This window comes from Candidatus Vagococcus giribetii, assembly GCF_017316185.1.
GTDB lineage: Bacteria > Bacillota > Bacilli > Lactobacillales > Vagococcaceae > Vagococcus > Vagococcus giribetii.
Genome location: NZ_JAFLVX010000006.1, coordinates 38,243 through 59,358, shown reverse-complemented (window position 1 = coordinate 59,358; position 21,116 = coordinate 38,243). Strand labels below are relative to the sequence as shown.

The window sequence follows — 21,116 nt, the reverse complement described above, 5'->3', positions numbered from 1 at the left end:
TGTTTTATGATAGGTGTTAAATTGCTGCTAATCGGTGTCATGATTTATGTCACAGCACTCTTTGTTGCAGCAGAATTTGCTTTAGTAAAGGTTAGATCATCAAGGTTAGAACAACTAGCTGCTAATGGTGAAAAAAAAGCGGAGTTAGGGCTTCATTTAGTCCATCATTTAGATGACTATTTAAGCGCTTGCCAATTAGGAATTACATTTACGACTCTTATTATTGGTGGGGTCGGAGAAGAGACAGTCAGGCATTTAATTGAACCTTTAATCAGTCAAACTGGTTTAAGTCGTAGTGTTTCCTTAACTGTTTCTATGATTTTATCCTACTTTTTAGTCACTTTTGTTGAAGTAGTTGTTGGGGAGTTATTACCTAAATCATATAGTATCTCAAACGCAGAAAAAGTTACTATGGCGATTGCTAAGCCGTTGCACTATTTTTATAAAGTGACTTATTTATTTATCAAACTGTTAAATAATTCAGCTAACTTGATTGGTCGCTTGTTTGGCATTCATATGGTTGGAGAAGCTGAAGAAACTTTATCAGAGGAAGAGTTGTTGTTAGTAGCAGCTGATAGTTTGGATAAAGGTGAAATCAATCAAGAAGAGTTTAATTATTTATCAAATATCTTTGAATTCGATGAGCGTCAAGTGAAAGAAATTATGACGAATCGTCTAGAAATGAAAGTCTTAGATTATGACATGACAGTTGAAGAAGCTATTCCAATTATGCTAGAAATAGGTTACACAAGGTATCCGGTGATTAAAGAATCAAAAGATGACATCTTAGGTTATGTTACCTTGCAACAACTTGTGAGAGCTTCGTATAGTGATAAAAACCGATTAATTGTTGAAGAGATGTCTAAACCAATAGTTGTCATGGAAACATTAATTGTAAAAGATGTTTTGAAAAACATGCAAGAAAAACATAAACATATTGCTATCGTTGTAGATGAGTACGGTGGAACAGTTGGAATTGTCACAATTGAAGACATTATTGAAGAAATCGTTGGAGATATTCAAGATGAATTAGATACAGAAAAAGAAATGATTCAGCCACTAGGGAATAACGAATTTTTAGTAGATGGTAAAATCGAATTAGATGAAATTCGTCATTCATTTGATTTAGATGATTTAGAAGATCCAAATGGGAATGTGACACTAGGTGGTTATATTACTAGTATCAATCCAAACAATGTAGAAAAAGGATTTACATTTGAAGTGGAAGGTGTGCTCTTTACTGTCTTACTAGTGAGACAAACCGTTGTTGAAAGAGTTAAAATCCGAGATACAAGACAGAATCAATAGGTGAGGAGAATCTAATTGGTAGAGAAGTGGGATATTTATGATGTGGATCATGTCAAAACTGGCAAGGTAATCTCAAAAAATGAGCCTCGAAACAAAGAGGAATACCGAATTGTCATTGGTGCCTGTATTTTCAATACTAAGGGACAATTACTCGTTCAAAAAAGACAAACAGATAAACAATCATGGCCAAATTATTGGGATATTTCCGTTAGCGGAAGTGTCATAAGTGGTGAAACCAGCTCAGAAGGAGCCAAAAGAGAACTTCAAGAGGAGTTAGGTTTAACTTTTGATATTGTTGGGCAATTGCCTCAACTATCTGTTAGTTTTGAAGGTGGATTTGAAGATTATTATCTAATAGAAGCAGACGTTGATTTAAATGACGTTGTGATTCAAGAAGAGGAAGTTCAGGAAGTAGCTTGGATGACCTTAGCAGAAATTAATGAACTCATTGCTCAAGATATCTTTATTCCCTACCATCATCATTTAATCAGTCTCTTTTTTGAAATGAAAACAGCATATGGATCATATCGTGTAGAAGGCTGAGATTAGATAATCTCAGTCTTTTTTGCTAGAATAGATAGAAGAGAATGGCGTATTTATGCTACAATGTATCAGAATACATAATAGAGGATCGATGAAAATGACAATGTTAGGAATGGACACATCTAATCAAGGGATGGTACTTTGTTTGGCTGACAACAAACAATTAATTGGCACCTATTTAAGTGCCAATCAAAAAAATCATAGTACAACACTGATGCCAGGGATTGAGTTTCTCATGGCTGAAAATAATAAAAAACCAAAAGATTTGACCAGTATTATAGTGGCAGAAGGACCTGGGTCATACACAGGGTTACGTATCGGTGTGACCACAGCGAAAACACTGGCATGGACCTTAGGAATTGATTTATTAGCCGTTTCAAGTTTAGCGGTTATTGCTGCAAGCTATCAAGAACAAGATGGTTTAATTGTTCCACTAATTAATGCTAGAAGAGGAAATGTATACTCTGGTGCTTATAAGTGGCAAGAGGGTCAGTTAATCCAAGTTATCGAGGATCAGCATACGGAGTTAGTGGCATGGTTAGAAAGCTTATTAGAAAGAAAAGAGCCTATTATTTTAACAGGAATCGATTGTTTGTCATTTGAGGCAGAGATTAAAGAACTCGACTCACCTTTTATCCAGTGTGATTTAGAGAGTTATAATCAAGTGTTAGATGGCAGAGCTTTCTTAAAACTAGACAAATTAGCAAAAAAAGTGACGTCGATTGAAGACTTTGTCCCTAACTATTTAAAACGAGTAGAAGCAGAAGAAAAATGGCTAGAAACCCATCAGGAACAAGCAGGTTCTTCTTATGTTGAACGAGTCTAGAGAGTGCTTATTTCATGTTGAACCAGCAAAAGTGACAGATATTTATTTACTCCAAGAAACCTTAAAACGTGTTTACGGAAAATCTCCTTGGAGTTACACGATTTTTTGGTCGGAGTTAATCAGAAAAAACACGAGTCTGTATTTAAAAGGTTTTTTTGGAACGACTTATGTAGGATTTATCGGCATGCGACATACTGAAAATGAAGCTCATATTACGAATGTAGCAGTTTTACCAAAATTTCAAGGTCAAGGATTTGGTTACTTATTGTTAAAAGAAGCTAAACAATTTGGACTTGAAAAAAAGTGTGACGTGGTGTCTCTAGAAGTCAAAAAATCCAATCAAAAAGCGATTGAGTTGTACCGTCAATTTGGTTTTGTCACTATTGGTGTCAAAGAAAAGTATTACAAAGAAAATCAAGAAGACGCCATAGAGATGACATATCAATTGGAGGGATAATCGTAAGATATGAACAAAGAAGAGTTAGCAAATCGATTGTATGAAATTAGTCTCGTCTGTTTTGAGACAGGTTCTCCATGGAAAAAAGAGCAGTTTTTTTCCTTTTTGACACAACCTTTTCATCATTACGTGACAGTGACAGAAGAAGATAACATCATTGGCTTTTTATTACTTACGCATCTGTTTGAAGAAGCAGAGATTGAACTTATTGGGGTTAGCCCTGATTATCAACGGACAGGTATGGGAAGTAAGTTGCTAGAAAAAACCAAAGTACTTCTAGCTGACACAGAGGCAGAATCAATATTCATCGAAGTTAGAAAGAGTAATCAAAAAGCTCAACAGTTTTATCAAAAAGAAGGCTTCACCATGATAGGTGAACGCAAGCAATATTATCACCACCCGAAAGAAGATGCCTTAATTTGGCAGTTAATATTATAGGAAGTGACCAAAGTGGATATATTTAATCAAAAAGAAAGAAAATTAATTTTAGCAATCGAAAGTAGTTGTGACGAAACAAGTGTAGCTGTTATTGAAGATGGTCAAGTGATTCTATCTAATATTGTTGCTTCGCAAATCAATAGTCATAAACGATTTGGCGGTGTGGTACCTGAAGTAGCTAGTCGCCATCATGTGGAGCAAATTATTAGTTGTATTGATGAGGCTTTAAACGAAGCAAATGTAACAAAAGAAGAGCTAGGCGCTGTAGCAGTTACTTATGGACCTGGTTTAGTTGGAGCTTTATTGATTGGTATTCAAGCAGCGAAAAGCTTTGCCTGGGCTAATGATTTACCCCTTATTCCAGTGAATCATATGGCAGGTCATATTTATGCGGCTCGTTTTGTCTCAGAGATGACTTTTCCTGTACTAGCACTCTTAGTGAGTGGTGGGCATACTGAACTTGTTTTAATGAAAGCTCATGGAGAGTTTGAAATCATCGGTGAAACCCGAGATGATGCTTGTGGAGAGGCTTATGATAAAGTGGGTCGAGTATTAGGATTGAGTTATCCAAGCGGTAAAGAAATAGATGAAATGGCCCATTTAGGTCAAGATACGTATCATTTTCCTCGTAGTATGATGAAAGAAGATAATTATGACTTTAGTTTTAGTGGTCTCAAAAGTGCCTTTATTAATTTAGTTCATAATGCCGAGCAACGTGACGAAGTATTAGATAAACATGATTTAGCAGCTTCTTTTCAAGCAAGTGTCATAGATGTACTTGTTTCAAAAACGATTCGAGCAGCTAAAGAATATCAAGTTAAACAAGTGATTTTAGCTGGTGGAGTGGCTGCTAATAAAGGGCTAAGAGATCGCTTAACTCAAGTAGTCGCAAGTGAGCTACAAGACGTTCATTTAGTTGTCCCACCCTTTAAGTTATGTGGGGATAATGCCGCTATGATTGGAGCAGCAGCCTTTGTTGAAGCTGAAAAAGGTGTTTTTGCTGATGGTTCTTTAAACGCAAGACCAAGTGTCACTTTATAATAAGAAGAAGAGGTTGGAACGGTTTTATCCAGCCTCTTCGTTTTTTCCATTATAAGAGTTTATTTAGCTCAGTATTTATACCTGTTGTTATATAATAGACTATATAGTTGATACTCTGTGTCATTAGAAAAAAGATAACTTGAAATTAGCACCTAAAAAAGAGAGAATAAGATGAAGAAAAAACGAGGTGAATGGGATGTGTAATAATCAACCAATAGGCTTTTTAGACTCTGGTGTTGGAGGCTTAACCGTTGTGAAAGAGGCGATGAAGCAACTACCAAACGAAACCATCTATTATATTGGAGATACGTTAAGATGTCCGTATGGCCCAAGACCTGTTGAAGAAATTAAACAGTTTACCTGGGAAATGACACGCTTTTTACTAGAAAAAAAAGTAAAGATGATTGTAATAGCTTGTAATACAGCAACAGCGATTGCTTTAGAAGAAATAAAAGCAACCTTAGATATTCCTGTCGTTGGAGTGATTGTTCCTGGCGCACGAGCAGCTTTAAAATTAACAAGTAGTAACCGAATTGGTGTCATCGGCACAATCGGAACGATTAATAGTGGGGAATACACAAAAGCGATTCATCGAAAAGCACCTAAAACAGAAGTGTTTGGTTTAGCTTGTCCAAAGTTTGTTCCGATTGTGGAGAGTAAACAATACGAGTCAGCTATCGCTAAAAAGGTTGTCAATGAGACTTTAGAAGATTTTCATGATAAAAACATTGATACCTTAGTTATGGGCTGTACCCACTATCCCTTATTGAAGCCTTTAATCAAGGAGAAGATGGGAGACTCGGTTCAGTTAATTGATTCAGGTGCTGAAACAGTTAGTGAAGTAAGCATGTTACTAGACTATTATGACATTTCAGCAGATGCGACAAATAAAGAAGGAACTCACGAGTTTTTTATGACAGGTTCAAAAAAAATATTTGAGGACATCACTCAAGATTGGTTAAATGTAACAGATTTATCCGTTACGCGAGTGAGTTTACCTTAAAAAGGATGATAAGAATGAGACATGATAATCGAAAAAATAATGAATTAAGACAAGTAAAGATTGAAACAGACTATTTGATTCACCCAGAAGGTAGTGTGTTAATTAGTTTTGGTCAAACAAAAGTAATCGTTAATGCGACAGTTGAAGACCATGTACCACCCTTTTTAAGAGGAAGCGAGACAGGTTGGGTTACGGCTGAATACAGCATGTTACCTAGAGCAACCAATACAAGAAATCGTAGAGAAAGTAGTAAAGGAAAATTAACGGGACGTACAATGGAAATCCAACGATTAATTGGTCGTTCGTTACGAGCAGTGGTAGATTTAAAAAAACTAGGTGAGCGTTCAATTGTTGTGGACTGTGATGTTATCCAAGCAGATGGTGGAACTAGAACAGCAAGTATTACAGGTGCTTTTGTTGCGTTACAACTAGCAGTGAATAAATTACTTGAAAACAAAGAACTTCTTGAAAACCCAATTAAGGAACATTTAGCAGCTATTAGTGTGGGGATCCTTCCTACAGGTGAGTGTGTAGCTGATTTAGATTATGTAGAAGACTCATCAGCTTTAGTTGATATGAACATTGTGATGACAGAATCAGGACGCATGGTTGAAATTCAAGGGACAGGCGAAGAAGCAACCTTCTCAAGAGAAGAGCTAAATACACTTCTAACTCTTGGTGAAGACGCGGTGAAAGAATTAATTGAACACCAAAAGGCAAGTTTAGTACCTAAACAAAGTGCAGAAGAGACAGTAACAGCTAATAACCAAAAAGAAGTGTTGATTGCAACTCGCAATATTGGTAAAGCTAAAGAGTTTGAATCAATGTTTAAAGAGCAAGGGTATAAAATAAAAACCTTACTTGATTATCCAGACGTTCCTGATGTGGAAGAAACGGGAAAAACATTTGAAGAAAATGCTAGATTAAAGGCAGAAACAATTGCTAAAGCATTTAATACGATTGTTTTAGCAGATGATTCAGGTCTTAAAGTAGATGCATTAAATGGTCAGCCTGGTGTCTATTCAGCTAGATATGCTGGTGAAATGAAGAGTGATGCTGCTAATAATGCTAAGCTGCTTCATGAGTTATACGGTGTACCAAAAGAAAAACGTGGTGCCCAGTTCCATTGTACCCTTGTTTTAGCTGCTCCTGGTAAAGAGAGCTTAGTCGTTGTAGGTGAGTTAGAAGGCGAAATTGGATCTATTCCTAAAGGAGATAATGGTTTTGGTTATGATCCATTATTTGTTATTCCAGAACGCAACCAAACAATGGCCGAATTATCAAGTGAAGAAAAAAATCAGATTAGTCATAGAGCTCAAGCAATTAAGCAACTTGTATCAGACTTTAAAAAGTGGATGGAGGAGTAAAGATGAAATATCTTGTTGTTAGTGATAATCATGGAAATAGAGAATGTTTAGTAGAATTAGTTCATGAGTGGGATCACCAAGTAGACGCCATGTTTCATTGTGGTGATTCGGAGTTAAAAGTAGATGACGTGTTATGGCAAAAATTTGTGGTTGTTAAGGGAAATTGTGATTACAGCCCAGATTATAAGAATGAATGTGTGATTCATCATGGTGAAGATACTATTTTTATGACACATGGTCATTTATTTAACGTGAACATGGGATTAACTTATATTTCACTAGCAGCAAGAGAACATCAAGCAACAATTTGTCTATATGGACATACTCATAAATTAGCAGCGGAGATGGTTGATGGTGTCCTGTATCTTAATCCAGGTAGTATTGCTCAGCCAAGAGGTAAGTATAGTCATTACAAAACCTATGCTATTATAGAAACAGAGAAAAATAGGGTTCAGGTGACTTATTATTCACCAGATCATCAAGTAATACCTGAATTAAGCGTCATTTTTTCAAGATAATCCTCATTTAGAAGAGTCAAAATAACTTTATGAAAAAAGTGTGAAACTGCTTTATCTATTTTTATTTTAGGGTAAAATATAGATTAGTGAGAAGAATGGAGGGTTTTCTAAATGATAGGAAACACTGTAAAAGAATTTTTTTTAGAAAATGAAGAGAACTACTTAATCCATAGTGACAATGTTGCAACCTTAACAGATACGAATAATTTAGAGCATGCCTTACTGGTATTAACTAATATTGGTTATAGTAAAATTCCCGTTGTGAACAAAGAAGAAGAATTAGTTGGTCTTGTTTCTTTATCCAATGTGGTGTCGGAAATGTTTGGAACAGAAAGTTTTAATCCAGAGCGATTAGCGACTGTTCAAGTTGGGGATGTAATGGAGGAAGATATAAAAACTATCCAACAACCCTTTAATATTGAAAAAATTCTCAATCTATTAGTGGATACTAATTTTATTCCCGTTGTTGGCGAACAAGATAGATTTCAAGGGATTGTAACAAGAAAAGAAATTTTAAAATCGGTAAACCATCTAGCTCATGAATTAGAGCTAAAATATGATGTGACAGCAAAAGAGTATGTAGAAGAATCAAATTAAAAAGGGATGTGGGGATAATTGGGATTTTCAGAAGAAGAATTAATCACTATTCGTCGTAAATTACATCAAATTCCTGAAATTGGTATGGAAGAGTATAAAACAACTGAGTATTTGTTATTCATACTTAAAGGATTTCCTCAGGACAGATTAGAAATAGTGACTCAGGACACAGCGATTGTAGTTGTTGTGAAAGGTAAAAATAGTCAAAAGAGGATCGGCTGGCGAACAGATATAGACGGGTTGCCCATCAAAGAATTAACAGGCTTACCTTTTGCGTCAACGCATCCGGGTAAAATGCATGCATGTGGACATGATTTTCATATGACAATTACTTTAGGTTTGATAAAAAAAGCTCTGGAAGAAGAGAGCAAAAACGATCGAGTATTCTTTTTTCAACCAGCTGAAGAAAATTTGTCTGGAGCTAAAGTGTATTATGATAATGGCTTTTTTAAGGAGCAACAAGCAGATGAAATTTATGCCCTTCATGTGGCACCAAATTTACCAAGTAATTTAGTTGGCTCTTTAAATGGGACTCTCTTTGCAGGAGCTTGTCGTTTTGTGGTTACATTTATTGGAAAAGAAGGCCATGCTGCATTTCCTCATGAAGCTAATGATACCATCGTGGCAGCTGCTTCTTTTGTGAGTCAAATTCAGACGATTATTAGTCGTAATGTGGACCCAATGGAAAGTGCTGTGATTACATTCGGAGAGTTTAACGGTGGTATTGCAGATAATGTGGTTGCAGGAAAAACAGTATTAACAGGAACTATTCGTGCACTGACTCATGAAGTTAATGAGTTAACTCAAGTAAGAATGACCGAAATAGCAGCAGGGATTGCCTTATCTTTTGGTTGTAAAGTAGATGTTCATCTAGAACAGTTTGGTTATGTACCAGTTGTTAATCATCCTGAATTGACAATTGATTTTATGGATTACATGAAGAATACCTCTTTACTAACCTTTAAGGAAGTCAAAGAAGCTATGACGGCAGAGGATTTTGGGTATTTACTGAGTAAGATGCCGGGAACGATGTTTTGGTATGGTGTGAATAGTGAGTATGGACTTCATCACGGAAAATTCAATCCAGATGAAAGGACGCTTATTGTGGCCGTAGAAGAAATTCATCAGTTTTTAACTCATCGAGATAAACAATAAAAAGAGGTTGTAACGCTAGTCTGTTGACTGACGTTACAACCTTTTTTTGGTGTATCAACTTACATAGAAAGATTGACAGGAGTTGTTGGAATATTGATTCCCTCTTTTGTTAGTGCTTCTACATAAGCTGTTGTTAGCTTACTTGAGACGGTTAATTGTGAACCCGATACAGCATAAAGTAAGCAGCGCACAACAAAGGTTCCATTCGGTAAATTGATGAGACCTACAATATTTGGCTCAGAGCGAATTTCTGGTGTGTTTGCTACAATCTCATCATTCACGGCTTGCATAATACGTTTAACGCGTTCGATATCCTCATCAGGGTTTACGCGAATATCGATAAGCACTCGTTGATTGCCGCGAGATAAGTTACTAACAATGAGAATTTGTCTGTTTGGAATGTAATTCATGGTCCCATTAAAACTTTTGACTTGAGTTGTTCTTAGACCAACTTGTTCAACAGTCCCTTCAACTTGGTCTAAAATAACATGATCGCCAACATCTAGTTGACGTTCGTAAATAATGAAAAAACCAGTAATGACATCATTAATAAATCCTTGTGCGCCTAAACCAATTGCAACCCCAGCAATCCCAGCCCCAGCAATTAAAGAGCTAACAGGGACACCTAGAATGGTTAAAACCGTATAAATCATAATAAAAAAGAGTAAGTATTGAGAAAAATTTTTCGTCAGTGTCTCAAGTGTTTTTAATCGATTTGGGCTATAAACATCCTTTTTTCGGTAGTTGGCAAAAGAGGTGTGTATAAATTTTATGATTATTTTTCGAAGTATCACTAAAATTAGTAACGTAATTAAAATGAGTACTCCTTTGTAGATGACAGTTGAGAGAATTTTTTCCCAATCTAAATTCTGCCAAAATTGTTGAAACACATTTAAGCCTTTTTGTGTTTCAGTGATTAAGTCTACTTGTGTACTTGTAGTTGTTTCTTGCATTGATCTGATCCTCCAGTAATAAATAACGAGATTATTAACTTTATTCTACCATTTAATTAGTTGTTGAGAAAACAATTAGATAGTGGTATTCTAAAATTAGTATTTTATATGAAAGGTAGGGGATAGTAAAGATGTCTGGTATTGAAATCGCGGCAATCGTTGCTGCTATAGCCTTTGTTGTACTTGTCATTGTTATTGTGTTTTTCTTACTTCAATTAAATAAAACCATTAATACATCAGTAGAGAAGGTTAATCGCATATTGGATAAAACCAACAAATCAGTGGCGGTATTAACAAAAGATGTGGACCTACTTTTACGTCAAAGTGAGGATTTACTTGTTACAGGTAATGAACTTTTAGAAGATGTGACACAAAAAGTAGAAACAATTGATCCTTTATTCCAAGCAGTAGCTGATTTAAGCGAAAGCGTTTCTGAATTAAACGCATCAAGTAAAAATTTATTAGTAAAAGTTGGAGACGCAAGTAAAACGGCTGCTACAGCAACTATTGTTGGTAAAGCAGCACAAAGCGCGGCACACTTATTTAAAAAGAAATAATAAATCGGAGGCAGTAAAAATGGCTAAGAAAACAAGCGGCTTTTTATTAGGAGCAATCATTGGTGGAACAGCAGCTGCAGCAGCGGCATTATTATTAGCACCAAAAAGTGGTAAAGAATTAAGAGAAGACTTAATTGATCAACTAGATGACATGTCAGAAGGAAAAGCAAGTGAATTAGCAGGGATTGCTCAAGTTAAAGGAAATGAAATTGGTGATTTTGCTAAACATAAAAAAGAAGAATATAGCTGGTTAGGAGATAAAATTTCAAACCAAGTAGACCAAGCTAAATCTGTTTCTAGTGATTTATTAGAAAACTTAGCAGATAAAACAGGAGACTTACAAGAAGAGTTTAAACGTACTTCTGGAGAAGTTAAAGGAAGAGTTAGTGAATTAATGGAAGAAGATATTGTCTTAAAAGAAGATGAAATTTCAGATGAAATCTATTCAGCTTTAGACAACGAAGCTTAACCCATCTATATAAGGTAGGTTAAAAGAATCAAATCTTTGGATTTGATTCTTTTTTTGTAATTTTCTATGAATTTTCATGAAAATGACGATAAAACGCTTGCAATAATTTATGTTATCTGATAACCTGAGTTTATTAATGAAGCAAAACTGAAACGTAAAGAATGCTTAAAGGAGAAAACAATATGGAAAAACAAACAATCACCATTTATGATGTTGCTCGTGAAGCTGCAGTGTCTATGGCAACTGTCTCTCGTGTAGTAAATGGAAACCCAAATGTCAAACCAGCAACAAGAAAGAAAGTACTGGAAGTTATCGATCGTCTTGATTACCGTCCAAATGCCGTTGCTCGTGGTTTAGCTAGTAAGAAAACAACTACTGTTGGCGTTATTATCCCAGATGTAAGTAATGCTTATTTTGCTTCACTTGCTCGAGGAATCGATGATGTGGCAACAATGTATAAATACAATATTATTTTGGCTAACTCTGATGGAGATGACAAAAAAGAAATTAACGTATTAAATACGTTATTAGCTAAACAAGTAGATGGTGTTATCTTTATGGGACATCATTTAACAGAATCAATCCGTGGTGAGTTTTCACGCTCAAAAACACCAATCGTTTTAGCTGGTTCAATTGATCCAGATCAACAAGTAGGATCTGTTAACATTGATTACCGTGAAGCAACAAAAGATGCAACCAATAAATTAATCAAATCTGGTAATGAAAAAGTAGCGTTTATCTCTGGACCTTTACTAGATCCAATTAATGGTCAATTAAGATTGAATGGATACAAAGATGCCCTAAAAGAAAACAATATGACTTATAATGAAGGTCTTGTTTTTGAATCTGAATATAGCTATAAAGCTGGTTTAAATCTTTATGACCGCGTGGCTCATAGTAACGCAACAGCAGCTGTTGTAGCAGATGATGAATTGGCAGTTGGTTTATTAAATAGCTTAACAGACAAAGGCATCAGCGTACCTGGTGAGTTTGAAATTATTACAAGTAATAATTCATTGTTCACAGATATGGCTCGTCCAAGTGTTTCAAGTATTTCTCAACCTTTATATGATATTGGTGCCGTTGCAATGAGATTATTAACAAAATTAATGAATAAAGAAGATATTGAAGAAAAATCAGTTATTTTACCTTACGATTTAATTGAAAAAGGCTCGACTAAATAAGAAAAAGAGGATCTCCACGTTCATGTGGAGGTCCTCTTTTAATCTTCTTTTTTAGTCTCTTTTTTTGGAGCTGGTTTGTTTTTCTCTTTGCTTGGTTTTTTCTCATCTTTTGGTTTAATGTATGAATTCCACGCATCTCGGTAATTTTCATCAGTGCCACCGATACCGAATCTAAATTTAGAATCAGGAGCAGCATTGCCATTAGAGTAAAGACTCGTTTTGGTTTTTTCATGGGTTAAACTCATATTGTAACCATCTGTATTGAAACTTGCAGGTTTTTCACCTGTAAAATCAACGACTTGTTGATGAGATACAGTAGGATCAAGTTCAAAACGTTCATTGACGCCAAAAATATCAGGGTTTTGTTGGTAGACGTAATTTGTCACATAAGCCCAGTAGTACATGTTTTGCTTGTTCCAATTGTCATACATTGGTGAAGCATCATCGTAACCAATCCAACTACTCATTGTTATTTTTGGAGTTGAAGCAGTAAACCAGTAATCTTTTTGTTCATCTGATGTTCCCGTTTTACCAACCCAATCAGCATTAGCTAGACCAGAACCCATACCTTGTAATGTTTCTTTAGCCGGTTGTCCAGTTCCTTTATTTACCACGTCTCGCATCATATCATTCATAATAGAAGCAGTTGATGGTTTGTAGACTTGAACAGGATTCATTTTGTGCTCATAAATTACATTGCCTGCATTATCTGTGATTTTTGAAATAGAGTAGCCTTGATTGTAGACACCTTTATTAGCAAGAGTAGCATAAGCTGATGTTTCTTCTAACACAGTAAAATCTGTTCCTCCCAAAGGAATAGATTGATTACCATAGTCATTAGGATTAACTGTAGTAATATTCATCTTATCAAAGTATGACTTTGGATTCGTATGGTTTAATAACTCATCATATAAGTTAACCACAGGAATGTTTAAAGACCAAGTCAAAGCTTCTCGTGCTGTTTTGAAGCTACTACTTCCTTTGTCAGAGAAGTTATTGATCTCTTGTCCTGAATTATACTTTTTAGGATAGTCAGATAACCTTGATTCAGAGCCAATTAATCCAACATCAATCGCTGGAGCATAGGCAAGGATTGGTTTGATGGTTGAACCAGGTGAACGGTAGGCGTCAAAGGCACGGTTATACTGACTTTGATTGTAGTCACGTCCGCCAATGAATCCATAAATACGACCAGTTTGGTTATCCATTAAAATACTACTTGTTTCAAGGGTTTGACCTCTTCCGTCATCTAGCATAGGGCCGTATTGAGCAACAGCTTCTTGCATAGCGTTATGGATATTTTTATCAATGGTTGTGTGAACTGTATAACCATCTTGTCTTAACTCACGTTTAGTAATTTCTTTGTATTTGATTTTTAAATCGTTTGAAGCTTCGTATTCTTCTTTTGTGATACCATCTTTCTCATAATAAATCGGCGCTAACACATCAGCTGCTTCTTCATACAAGTAATTATAGAGGTAGCCACTTTGATCGTTTTGCGGAGCCTCAGGTTTTCTGAAATCCTGAGTTAAGTCGTAAGCTTTTGCTTCTTCGTACTCTTTTTTGTTGATTTTTTTCTCTCGATACATATTAAACAAGACGTCATCTTTTCGTTTGAGACCAGCATCAAAGTTTTCTTTAAACTCACCTAAGTTAGTGTAAGGTGTGTAGTTTATTGGACTTTGGGGTAAACCGGCTAAAAAGGCTGCTTGAGGTAGGGTCACGTCTTTTGCATGAACGCCAAAAATCCCCATTGCGGCTTCTTCAATCCCTGCAATATTCTCACCACGATTATTTCGACCAAAAGGAGAGACGTTTAGGTAAGAAGTAAGTAACTCTTCTTTTGAAAAGAATTTCTCAGTCCTTAAGGCTAAGACAATCTCAGAAGCTTTACGCTTATACGAGGTCTCGCTAGTCAATACTTGTTGTTTGATGATCTGTTGCGTAATAGTTGAACCACCCGAACTACCACCAAGACCAGTTACATCAGAAATCGTTGCTCGGATTAATGCTTTAGGAACGATACCTTTGTGGTCGTAGAAATTTTCATCTTCAGTAGCCACCAATGCTTGTTTAATCAAAGGAGAAATATCCTCAGATTTAACAGATGTTCTAATTAAATCAGACTTAATAACAGAGACAAGCTCACCTTCTGCGTATAGAATTTTTGATTGTTGCTCCACATCATTTATTTTTTGAGTTAATTCCTCTTTAGTAGGAACTTTAACATCAGAAACAAGAGAAGCAAAATAACCTAATCCTAACCCGACACCTAAAAAGCCAAGGGCAGAAATAGCAAGAATCCCAATTAAAAAGAGGGAACGCATGACTCGGTATACCACATTAAATGTAAAAATAGCTTTATTTTTATGGTCATTAGTTGTGTCTGAGTCATTTTTGTTTGTTTCAACAGGAAGATTTTCAGTTGAAGAAGTTGCACTAGGCAATGATTCTTCATTGAAATCATTAGGTTTTGTCAAATTATCACCTCAAAACTTATAATGATAAAATTATATCATTTAAGTTAGTCTATTCCTAGTTTTCATTGAAAAATAAACGAGTTATTACATGCTATTTCATAAAGAAAGAAGAGCAACAAACTTGTTTGTCCATATGATAAACAGTACAATAATAGGGATCAATGAATAGGGAGAGATAGATATGTTATTAGGTTCTCATGTGAGCATGAACGGAAAAAAAATGTTATTAGGTTCTGCTGAAACGGCAAAAGAATACAAAGCTAATACCTTTATGATTTATACAGGTGCACCGCAAAATACAAGAAGAAAGCCCATTGAGGAGCTAAATATTGAAGCTGGTTTAGAATTCATGGCAGCTAACGACTTGAATATTAAAGATATCGTGGTTCATGCCCCGTATATTATTAACTTAGGAAATACGATTAAGCCACAAAATTTTGGCTTTGCGATTGATTTTTTAAGACAAGAAATTGAACGTGTTGAAGCTATTGGCGCAACTCAAATCACTATGCACCCTGGTGCTCATGTCGGTGAAGGGGTAGATAAAGGAATTAATCAGATTATTAAAGGGTTAAACGAAGTACTACGTGCTGACCAAACACCACAAATTGCTTTAGAAACAATGGCTGGTAAAGGAACTGAGATTGGACGTAATTTTGAAGAGATTGCCCGTATTATTGATGGGGTGACTCATAATGAGAAACTATCTGTTACTTTAGATACATGTCACATTAATGATGCTGGTTATAATGTACGAGAAGATTTTGATGGAGTCCTTGAAGAATTTGATAAAATCATTGGATTAGATCGTTTGAAAGTCATTCATGTAAATGATTCAAAAAATCCACAAGGTTCTCATAAAGACCGTCATGCTAATATTGGTTTTGGAACAATTGGTTTTGAGGCATTAAGTTATGTGGTGCATCATCCACAATTAGCAGAGTTACCTAAGATTTTAGAAACACCATTTGTTGGAGAAGATAAAAAGACAGCAAAAGCTCCTTATTTGTATGAAATTGAAATGTTAAGACAAAATAAATTTAATGAAGACCTATTAACTTTAATCATGAATAGTTAAAAAAGGTAGGAAAAGACCTTTCTTTTTAGGGGAATATCTAGTAAAATATCTTAATGTGAGTTCAATTAACCGGAGGAAGGAGTGTCAAAAATTATGAATACAGGATTAGTTATTTTATTAATTGTGATTGCTTTATTAGCAGGTGCAGTAGGTGGCTTCTTTTTTGCTAAAAAAACATTTGAAAACCAATTAGAAAAAAATCCTCCCGTTAATGAGGATATGTTACGTATGATGATGGCTCAGATGGGTCAAAAACCTTCTGAAAAGAAAATTCGTCAAATGATGCAAAACATGAAGTCTCAAAATACTAATAAGAAAAAATAAGTATTAACAGAGTCATGTTTTCAAAAATACTGTAATGAAACGGGTGCATTTTTGCACCTGTTTTTTGTTTTAAAAAAGGAGTGAAGGACTTGGCTATTTTTAGAAAACTATCTTGGTTTTTTAAGGAAGAGAAAAAGAATTATTTTATCGGGGTATCAACATTAATATTAGTAGCAGTGATTCAATTAATTCCACCGAGAGTTATCGGGATTGTGGTGGATAATATCACACAAAACACACTAACAAGGGATAAGCTAGTGCTATGGATTTCAGTTTTGGTTGTTTCAGCTTTTTCTGTTTATGGTTTGCGCTATGTGTGGCGTAAACACATATGGGGTGGAGCTGCTCGGTTAGAAAAACTGATGCGAAAACGACTGTTCCATCATTTTACAAAAATGGATCAAGTGTTTTATCAAAAATACCGAACAGGGGACTTGATGGCTCATGCCACAAATGACTTGAATGCTATTCAAAACGTTGCAGGAGCAGGTATTTTGACATTTGCTGATGCATTTATCACAGGGATGATTACCATTGTTGCTATGATGCTTTTTGTTGATCCAAGATTAACAGTGATTGCCTTGATTCCTTTTCCGCTATTGGCATTATTATCAAGTAAATTAGGTAATAAAATGCATGACGCGTTTAAAGAATCTCAAGCGGCATTCTCTAAGTTAAACGATAAGACACAGGAAAGTATTACAGGTATCAAAGTAATTAAAACATTTGGTCAAGAAAAAGAAGACATCGAGGATTTTAAAGAAAAAATTGATTATTCTATTAAGAAAAACACCAAAGTTAACAACTTAGATGCTTTATTTGATCCACTGATTACTTTAATTATTGGTCTATCTTATATTATTTCCATTATTTTAGGTGGTTACTATGTCAGTAATGGAACCATCTCAATTGGTCAGTTAATCTCGTTCTTTAATTATATTGGTATGTTAGTTTGGCCGATGTTTGCGATTGGTCGTTTCTTCAATGTTATTCAACGAGGGAATGCCAGTTATGATCGTGTTTCAGAGTTAATGCGAGAAGAATCAAGTATTAAAGAGATGACAACAGGTATTTCAAAACCGGCTAAAGGTGATTTATCTTATAATGTGGAGTCCTTTACCTATCACGGGGATAAAGAACCAACGTTACAAGATGTTCAGTTCGATCTAAAAGAAGGTCACACTTTGGGGATTGTTGGAAAGACTGGGGCAGGTAAAACAACCATGCTTAAATTACTTATGCGAGAGTACGATTCGTATGAAGGTTCTATCAAGATTGATGGAAATGACATTCAACATTACACATTAGATGCTTTACTCCATTCTATTGGTTATGTGCCTCAAGACCACTTTTTATTCTCTATGACGGTTCGAGATAACATTCGCTTTGGTGCACCAAAAGCTAGTCAACAAGCAGTTGAAAGAATTGCAAAAGAGGCGGCTGTTCATGAAGATATTCTTGGTTTTTCTGAAGGTTATGACACCATGGTAGGTGAAAGAGGTGTGTCACTATCTGGTGGTCAAAAACAGCGGATATCAATTGCTCGAGCTCTTTTAGTTCAACCAGAATTGCTAATTTTAGATGACGCCTTATCAGCAGTTGATGCTAAAACAGAAGAGAAAATTTTAACGAATTTAAAAACTTCTCGTGCGGATAAAACAACAATTATTTGTACCCATCGTTTGAGTAGTGTCAAACATGCCAGTGAAATTTTAGTGATTGATGAAGGAAGAATTATTGAAAGAGGGACACATGAGGAACTAGTAGCATTAGATGGTTGGTACAATAAGATGTATGATTACCAACAGTTAGAAAGTAAAATCGAAGGGGGAGTGAGATAATGGAAGAATCAAAATCAGCTTGGTCAAAATCGTTTACGATGAAAGAACAAAAGACCATTATTAAACGCCTATTAACCTTCGCTAAACCATTTAAGAAAGAATTTTTCTTGTCACTAACCTTTGCTGTTTTTTTAGCAGTGATTAATATTTTGTTACCTAAAATTTTACAAGTACTGATGGATAATCATTTAACCACAGGTAACGTGACCATGGATGTTATTCTTTATTTTGCTGGTCTTTATGCTTTGGGAATTTTATTTAAGGCTCTTGTCTGGTATGGTCAGTGGGTTTTATATTTCAAAGGATCTCTTAAAACTTACCAATCCATTCGTCTAGAGTTATTTAAAAAGTTACAGGGATTAGGAATGCGTTACTTTGACCAAACACCAGCAGGTTCAATTGTTTCTCGTGTGACAAATGATACAGAAACTCTCTTTGAATTTTGGCTAGTTTTTATTAGTGTATTATCAGCGATATTTGGTGTGGCAGCCTCATTTATTGCTATGTCGTTTATCAATGTATCTTTAACGTTGATTTGTTTAATTTTCTTTCCTATACTCGGTGTGATTATTTGGTACTATCAAAAATTTAGTTCTAAAATTTACCGTGGTATGAGAGAAAAATTAAGTAACTTAAACACAAAATTAAATGAATCCATATCTGGTATGTCAATTGTTCAATATTTTAGACAAGAAGAACGTCTAGAAGAAGAGTTTGAAGCAAGTAATGATGATTATCTTCAATCAAAATACGCGATGATTAAAACAAACTCCTTGTTACTAGCGCCGATTATTAACTTATTGTTTGCCTTAGCAACTGCGTTAGTTTTAGGCTTTTTTGGAGTAGATGCGTTGAGTTCACCAGTTGATGTAGGGCTTATCTATGCTTTTATTTCATATGTACAACAATTTTTTAATCCAATGACAAATATGATGGATTTTCTAAGTATTTTCCAAGACGGTGTCGTGGCGGGAAGTCGAATCATTCATATCTTGGATCATGAAGAAGTAACACCACAACAACACCCAGGTGCAAGTGCTAAAATTAAAGACGCTAAAATCGAGTTTAGACAGGTTAGTTTTTCTTATGATGGAAAACACAACGTGTTAAATAATATTAGTTTCATTGCTAATCCTGGTGAAACGGTAGCTCTTGTAGGACACACAGGTAGTGGGAAAAGCTCTATCATTAATGTCATGATGCGTTTTTATGAATTTTATGAAGGGCAAATCTTGATTGATGACGTAGATATCAAAGATTACCCAATGACTGAGTTGAGAGAAAAGATGGGTTTAGTGCTTCAAGATGCGTTTATGTTTTACGGAGACATTTCAAGTAACATTCGCCTCTTGAATAAAGAGATAACTGATGAACAGATTGTAGAAGCTGCTAAATTTGTTCAGGCAGATGAATACATCAATACCTTACCTGGTAAGTATCACGCTAAAGTTTTAGAAGGTGGTTCAAGCTTTTCAAGTGGTCAACGTCAATTGATTTCTTTTGCTAGAACCATTGTGACAGATCCTAAAATACTTGTTTTAGATGAAGCCACAGCTAATATCGATACAGAAACAGAAAATCTCATTCAACAAGGATTAGAAAAAATGAGACATGGTCGGACAACGATTGCCATAGCCCACCGTTTATCAACGATTAAAGATGCTAATCTTATTTTAGTATTAGAAAAAGGAAAAATTGTAGAACGTGGTAATCATGATGAGCTCATAATACAAGAGGGCTTGTATTATGATATGTACCGTCTACAAAATAGCCGAATTTAAGACAATATGTTTTGAGACTAGTAGTTAAAAGTACTAGTCTCTTTTTTATGTTAAACTAATAGAAAAGGAGGAGAGTCATGAAGCAAGGTAAACTTAAACAAGTATTGTTCTTTTTATTCTGTTTTGTTTTAGGTAGTGTTGGAGGTTTTTTGTTAGGTGAAACTGGAATAAACTTTCAACTTGGAGACTTATTACTGGTCGTGTTGTATATCGGAATTAGTTTTATTTTACATATTGTTATCCACGAAAGTGGTCATTTAGTTTTAGGCTTATTAACAGGCTACCGATTTGTAAGTTTTCGGTTATTTTCTCTATGCTTAGTTTTAATTAATGGGAAATACCGTTTAGTGAGACATAAAGTACCAGGCACATTAGGGCAATGTCTATTGGAACCACCAGCTTATAAAGAGAACTATCCATTTCAATTATATCTTTTAGGAGGCGTCCTGTTTAATGGGCTAGCCAGTATCATATTTTTAATGGCTTATCCACTTGCACCAACATTTTCAATAGCTTTTGTTTTTCTAGGACTCTTTACAGGGTTAACTAATTTGATTCCTTTTGGATTTAATGATGGGAAAACGTTACAGATTGCTAAAGCCTCTAAAGAAAATCAAAAGTTATTGTATATTCAATTAGCAACAAATGCTGAAATGACACAAGGAAGTCGTTTTAGTGAGTTATCTAAAGATTACTTTGAGAAAATTCCAGGAGTGCCGAATGAAACTCATTTTAATCATTTCCAAGACCTTTTAAGCTTAGGTTTATCATTAGAAACAAGAAATTGGCCTGATGTTGACACAAAACTAAACAATTTATGGCAAAAAAGAGATAACTTGGTCTTACCCTACCAACTAGAGGTAGAAAAAGAATTACTCTTTTATTTGTTAACTCAACATAGAGAAGATGAACGAATTGAAGAGTTAGTATCGGACAAGAAGTTAATTAATTATTTAAAGCTCCCTCTTATAAGTAATCAGCGTGTTCTTGCTGCTAAAACTTACTTTTACAATCATCAATTAGAAGAGGCAAATGAGTTAATTAAATTAGCCCTAGCCAGTGAGGACAAAGCAAGTAATTTAGGAGAATTTCGAGTTGAAAAAGAGTTGATAGAATGGCTACAATCTCGCATTTTAGAAAACGTTTTCGAGACGTCAGAAAAATAATTGACTAGATTATTATTCGAAATAACGTAT

21 protein-coding genes are annotated in these 21,116 nt (G+C 35.1%); 19 read left to right on the top strand and 2 right to left on the bottom strand.

What is annotated here, in order from left to right:
* The first annotated feature begins 6 nt into the window (after positions 1-6).
* From DOK76_RS02065 to DOK76_RS02015, 11 genes are all read left to right on the top strand, one after another.
* Positions 7-1,308, top strand: a complete 1,302-nt coding sequence (locus DOK76_RS02065) for a hemolysin family protein (RefSeq protein WP_242542173.1) — start codon at positions 7-9, stop codon at positions 1,306-1,308.
* Between the two features lie 15 nt (positions 1,309-1,323).
* Positions 1,324-1,851, top strand: coding sequence for an NUDIX hydrolase (locus DOK76_RS02060; protein WP_206964626.1), 528 nt, complete (start codon positions 1,324-1,326; stop codon positions 1,849-1,851).
* 97 nt (positions 1,852-1,948) lie between these two features.
* Positions 1,949-2,677, top strand: a complete 729-nt coding sequence (tsaB, locus tag DOK76_RS02055) for a tRNA (adenosine(37)-N6)-threonylcarbamoyltransferase complex dimerization subunit type 1 TsaB (RefSeq protein ID WP_206964625.1) — start codon at positions 1,949-1,951, stop codon at positions 2,675-2,677.
* Entirely contained in the window at positions 2,661-3,134 is a 474-nt protein-coding gene (gene rimI, locus DOK76_RS02050; protein WP_206964624.1) for a ribosomal protein S18-alanine N-acetyltransferase, read from the top strand. The genes tsaB and rimI (DOK76_RS02050) overlap by 17 nt, the downstream gene beginning before the upstream one ends.
* A gap of 9 nt (positions 3,135-3,143) precedes the next feature.
* Positions 3,144-3,572, top strand: coding sequence for a ribosomal protein S18-alanine N-acetyltransferase (gene rimI, locus DOK76_RS02045; RefSeq protein WP_206964623.1), 429 nt, complete (start codon positions 3,144-3,146; stop codon positions 3,570-3,572).
* A gap of 12 nt (positions 3,573-3,584) precedes the next feature.
* The gene (gene tsaD, locus DOK76_RS02040; protein WP_206964622.1) at positions 3,585-4,613 is read left to right on the top strand and encodes a tRNA (adenosine(37)-N6)-threonylcarbamoyltransferase complex transferase subunit TsaD; all 1,029 of its coding nucleotides are present in this window, start codon (positions 3,585-3,587) and stop codon (positions 4,611-4,613) included.
* A gap of 196 nt (positions 4,614-4,809) precedes the next feature.
* Positions 4,810-5,616, top strand: a complete 807-nt coding sequence (gene racE, locus DOK76_RS02035) for a glutamate racemase (protein ID WP_206964621.1) — start codon at positions 4,810-4,812, stop codon at positions 5,614-5,616.
* A 14-nt stretch (positions 5,617-5,630) separates the two neighbouring features.
* Positions 5,631-6,983 (top strand): ribonuclease PH, encoded by a 1,353-nt coding sequence (gene rph, locus DOK76_RS02030; RefSeq protein ID WP_206964620.1) that lies wholly within the window; start codon positions 5,631-5,633, stop codon positions 6,981-6,983.
* A 2-nt stretch (positions 6,984-6,985) separates the two neighbouring features.
* The gene (locus DOK76_RS02025) at positions 6,986-7,501 is read left to right on the top strand and encodes a metallophosphoesterase (RefSeq protein WP_206964619.1); all 516 of its coding nucleotides are present in this window, start codon (positions 6,986-6,988) and stop codon (positions 7,499-7,501) included.
* A gap of 111 nt (positions 7,502-7,612) precedes the next feature.
* Complete coding sequence (cbpB, locus tag DOK76_RS02020) at positions 7,613-8,098, top strand: cyclic-di-AMP-binding protein CbpB (RefSeq protein WP_206964616.1); 486 nt, start codon at positions 7,613-7,615, stop codon at positions 8,096-8,098.
* 18 nt (positions 8,099-8,116) lie between these two features.
* Positions 8,117-9,253, top strand: coding sequence for an N-acetyldiaminopimelate deacetylase (locus tag DOK76_RS02015; RefSeq protein ID WP_255521593.1), 1,137 nt, complete (start codon positions 8,117-8,119; stop codon positions 9,251-9,253).
* A gap of 59 nt (positions 9,254-9,312) precedes the next feature.
* Here the strand turns inward: DOK76_RS02015 and DOK76_RS02010 are convergent, their stop codons facing one another.
* On the bottom strand, positions 9,313-10,206 hold the full coding sequence (locus tag DOK76_RS02010; protein ID WP_206964614.1) for a mechanosensitive ion channel family protein: 894 nt from the start codon (positions 10,204-10,206) through the stop codon (positions 9,313-9,315).
* 131 nt (positions 10,207-10,337) lie between these two features.
* Between DOK76_RS02010 and DOK76_RS02005 the strand changes: the two genes are divergently transcribed.
* The 3 genes from DOK76_RS02005 (at position 10,338) to ccpA (ending at position 12,416) form a co-directional block, all read left to right on the top strand.
* Positions 10,338-10,763: a DUF948 domain-containing protein gene (locus DOK76_RS02005; RefSeq protein WP_206964612.1), complete on the top strand. Its 426-nt coding sequence runs from the start codon at positions 10,338-10,340 to the stop codon at positions 10,761-10,763.
* Between the two features lie 19 nt (positions 10,764-10,782).
* A complete protein-coding gene (locus DOK76_RS02000; protein ID WP_206964610.1) occupies positions 10,783-11,232 on the top strand; it encodes a YtxH domain-containing protein in 450 nt (149 codons plus the stop codon).
* Positions 11,233-11,414: 182 nt separating this feature from the next.
* The gene (gene ccpA, locus DOK76_RS01995) at positions 11,415-12,416 is read left to right on the top strand and encodes a catabolite control protein A (protein ID WP_206964608.1); all 1,002 of its coding nucleotides are present in this window, start codon (positions 11,415-11,417) and stop codon (positions 12,414-12,416) included.
* A gap of 38 nt (positions 12,417-12,454) precedes the next feature.
* Here the strand turns inward: ccpA and DOK76_RS01990 are convergent, their stop codons facing one another.
* Positions 12,455-14,896: a transglycosylase domain-containing protein gene (locus DOK76_RS01990; protein ID WP_206964607.1), complete on the bottom strand. Its 2,442-nt coding sequence runs from the start codon at positions 14,894-14,896 to the stop codon at positions 12,455-12,457.
* Positions 14,897-15,077: 181 nt separating this feature from the next.
* Here DOK76_RS01990 and DOK76_RS01985 point away from each other — a divergent pair, with 181 nt between their 5' ends.
* The 5 genes from DOK76_RS01985 to DOK76_RS01965 all read left to right on the top strand — a co-directional run bounded on the left by DOK76_RS01985 (position 15,078) and on the right by DOK76_RS01965 (position 21,086).
* Positions 15,078-15,974 (top strand): deoxyribonuclease IV, encoded by an 897-nt coding sequence (locus DOK76_RS01985; protein ID WP_206964606.1) that lies wholly within the window; start codon positions 15,078-15,080, stop codon positions 15,972-15,974.
* Positions 15,975-16,064: 90 nt separating this feature from the next.
* Complete coding sequence (locus tag DOK76_RS01980; protein WP_206964646.1) at positions 16,065-16,298, top strand: YneF family protein; 234 nt, start codon at positions 16,065-16,067, stop codon at positions 16,296-16,298.
* 89 nt (positions 16,299-16,387) lie between these two features.
* Positions 16,388-18,139 carry an ABC transporter ATP-binding protein gene (locus DOK76_RS01975; RefSeq protein WP_206964605.1) on the top strand — a complete coding sequence of 584 codons (1,752 nt, stop codon included), beginning with the start codon at positions 16,388-16,390 and terminating at the stop codon, positions 18,137-18,139.
* Positions 18,139-19,920, top strand: coding sequence for an ABC transporter ATP-binding protein (locus DOK76_RS01970; RefSeq protein WP_206964604.1), 1,782 nt, complete (start codon positions 18,139-18,141; stop codon positions 19,918-19,920). The genes DOK76_RS01975 and DOK76_RS01970 overlap by 1 nt, the downstream gene beginning before the upstream one ends.
* A 77-nt stretch (positions 19,921-19,997) precedes the next feature.
* Entirely contained in the window at positions 19,998-21,086 is a 1,089-nt protein-coding gene (locus tag DOK76_RS01965; protein WP_206964603.1) for a hypothetical protein, read from the top strand.
* Positions 21,087-21,116 lie beyond the last annotated feature (30 nt).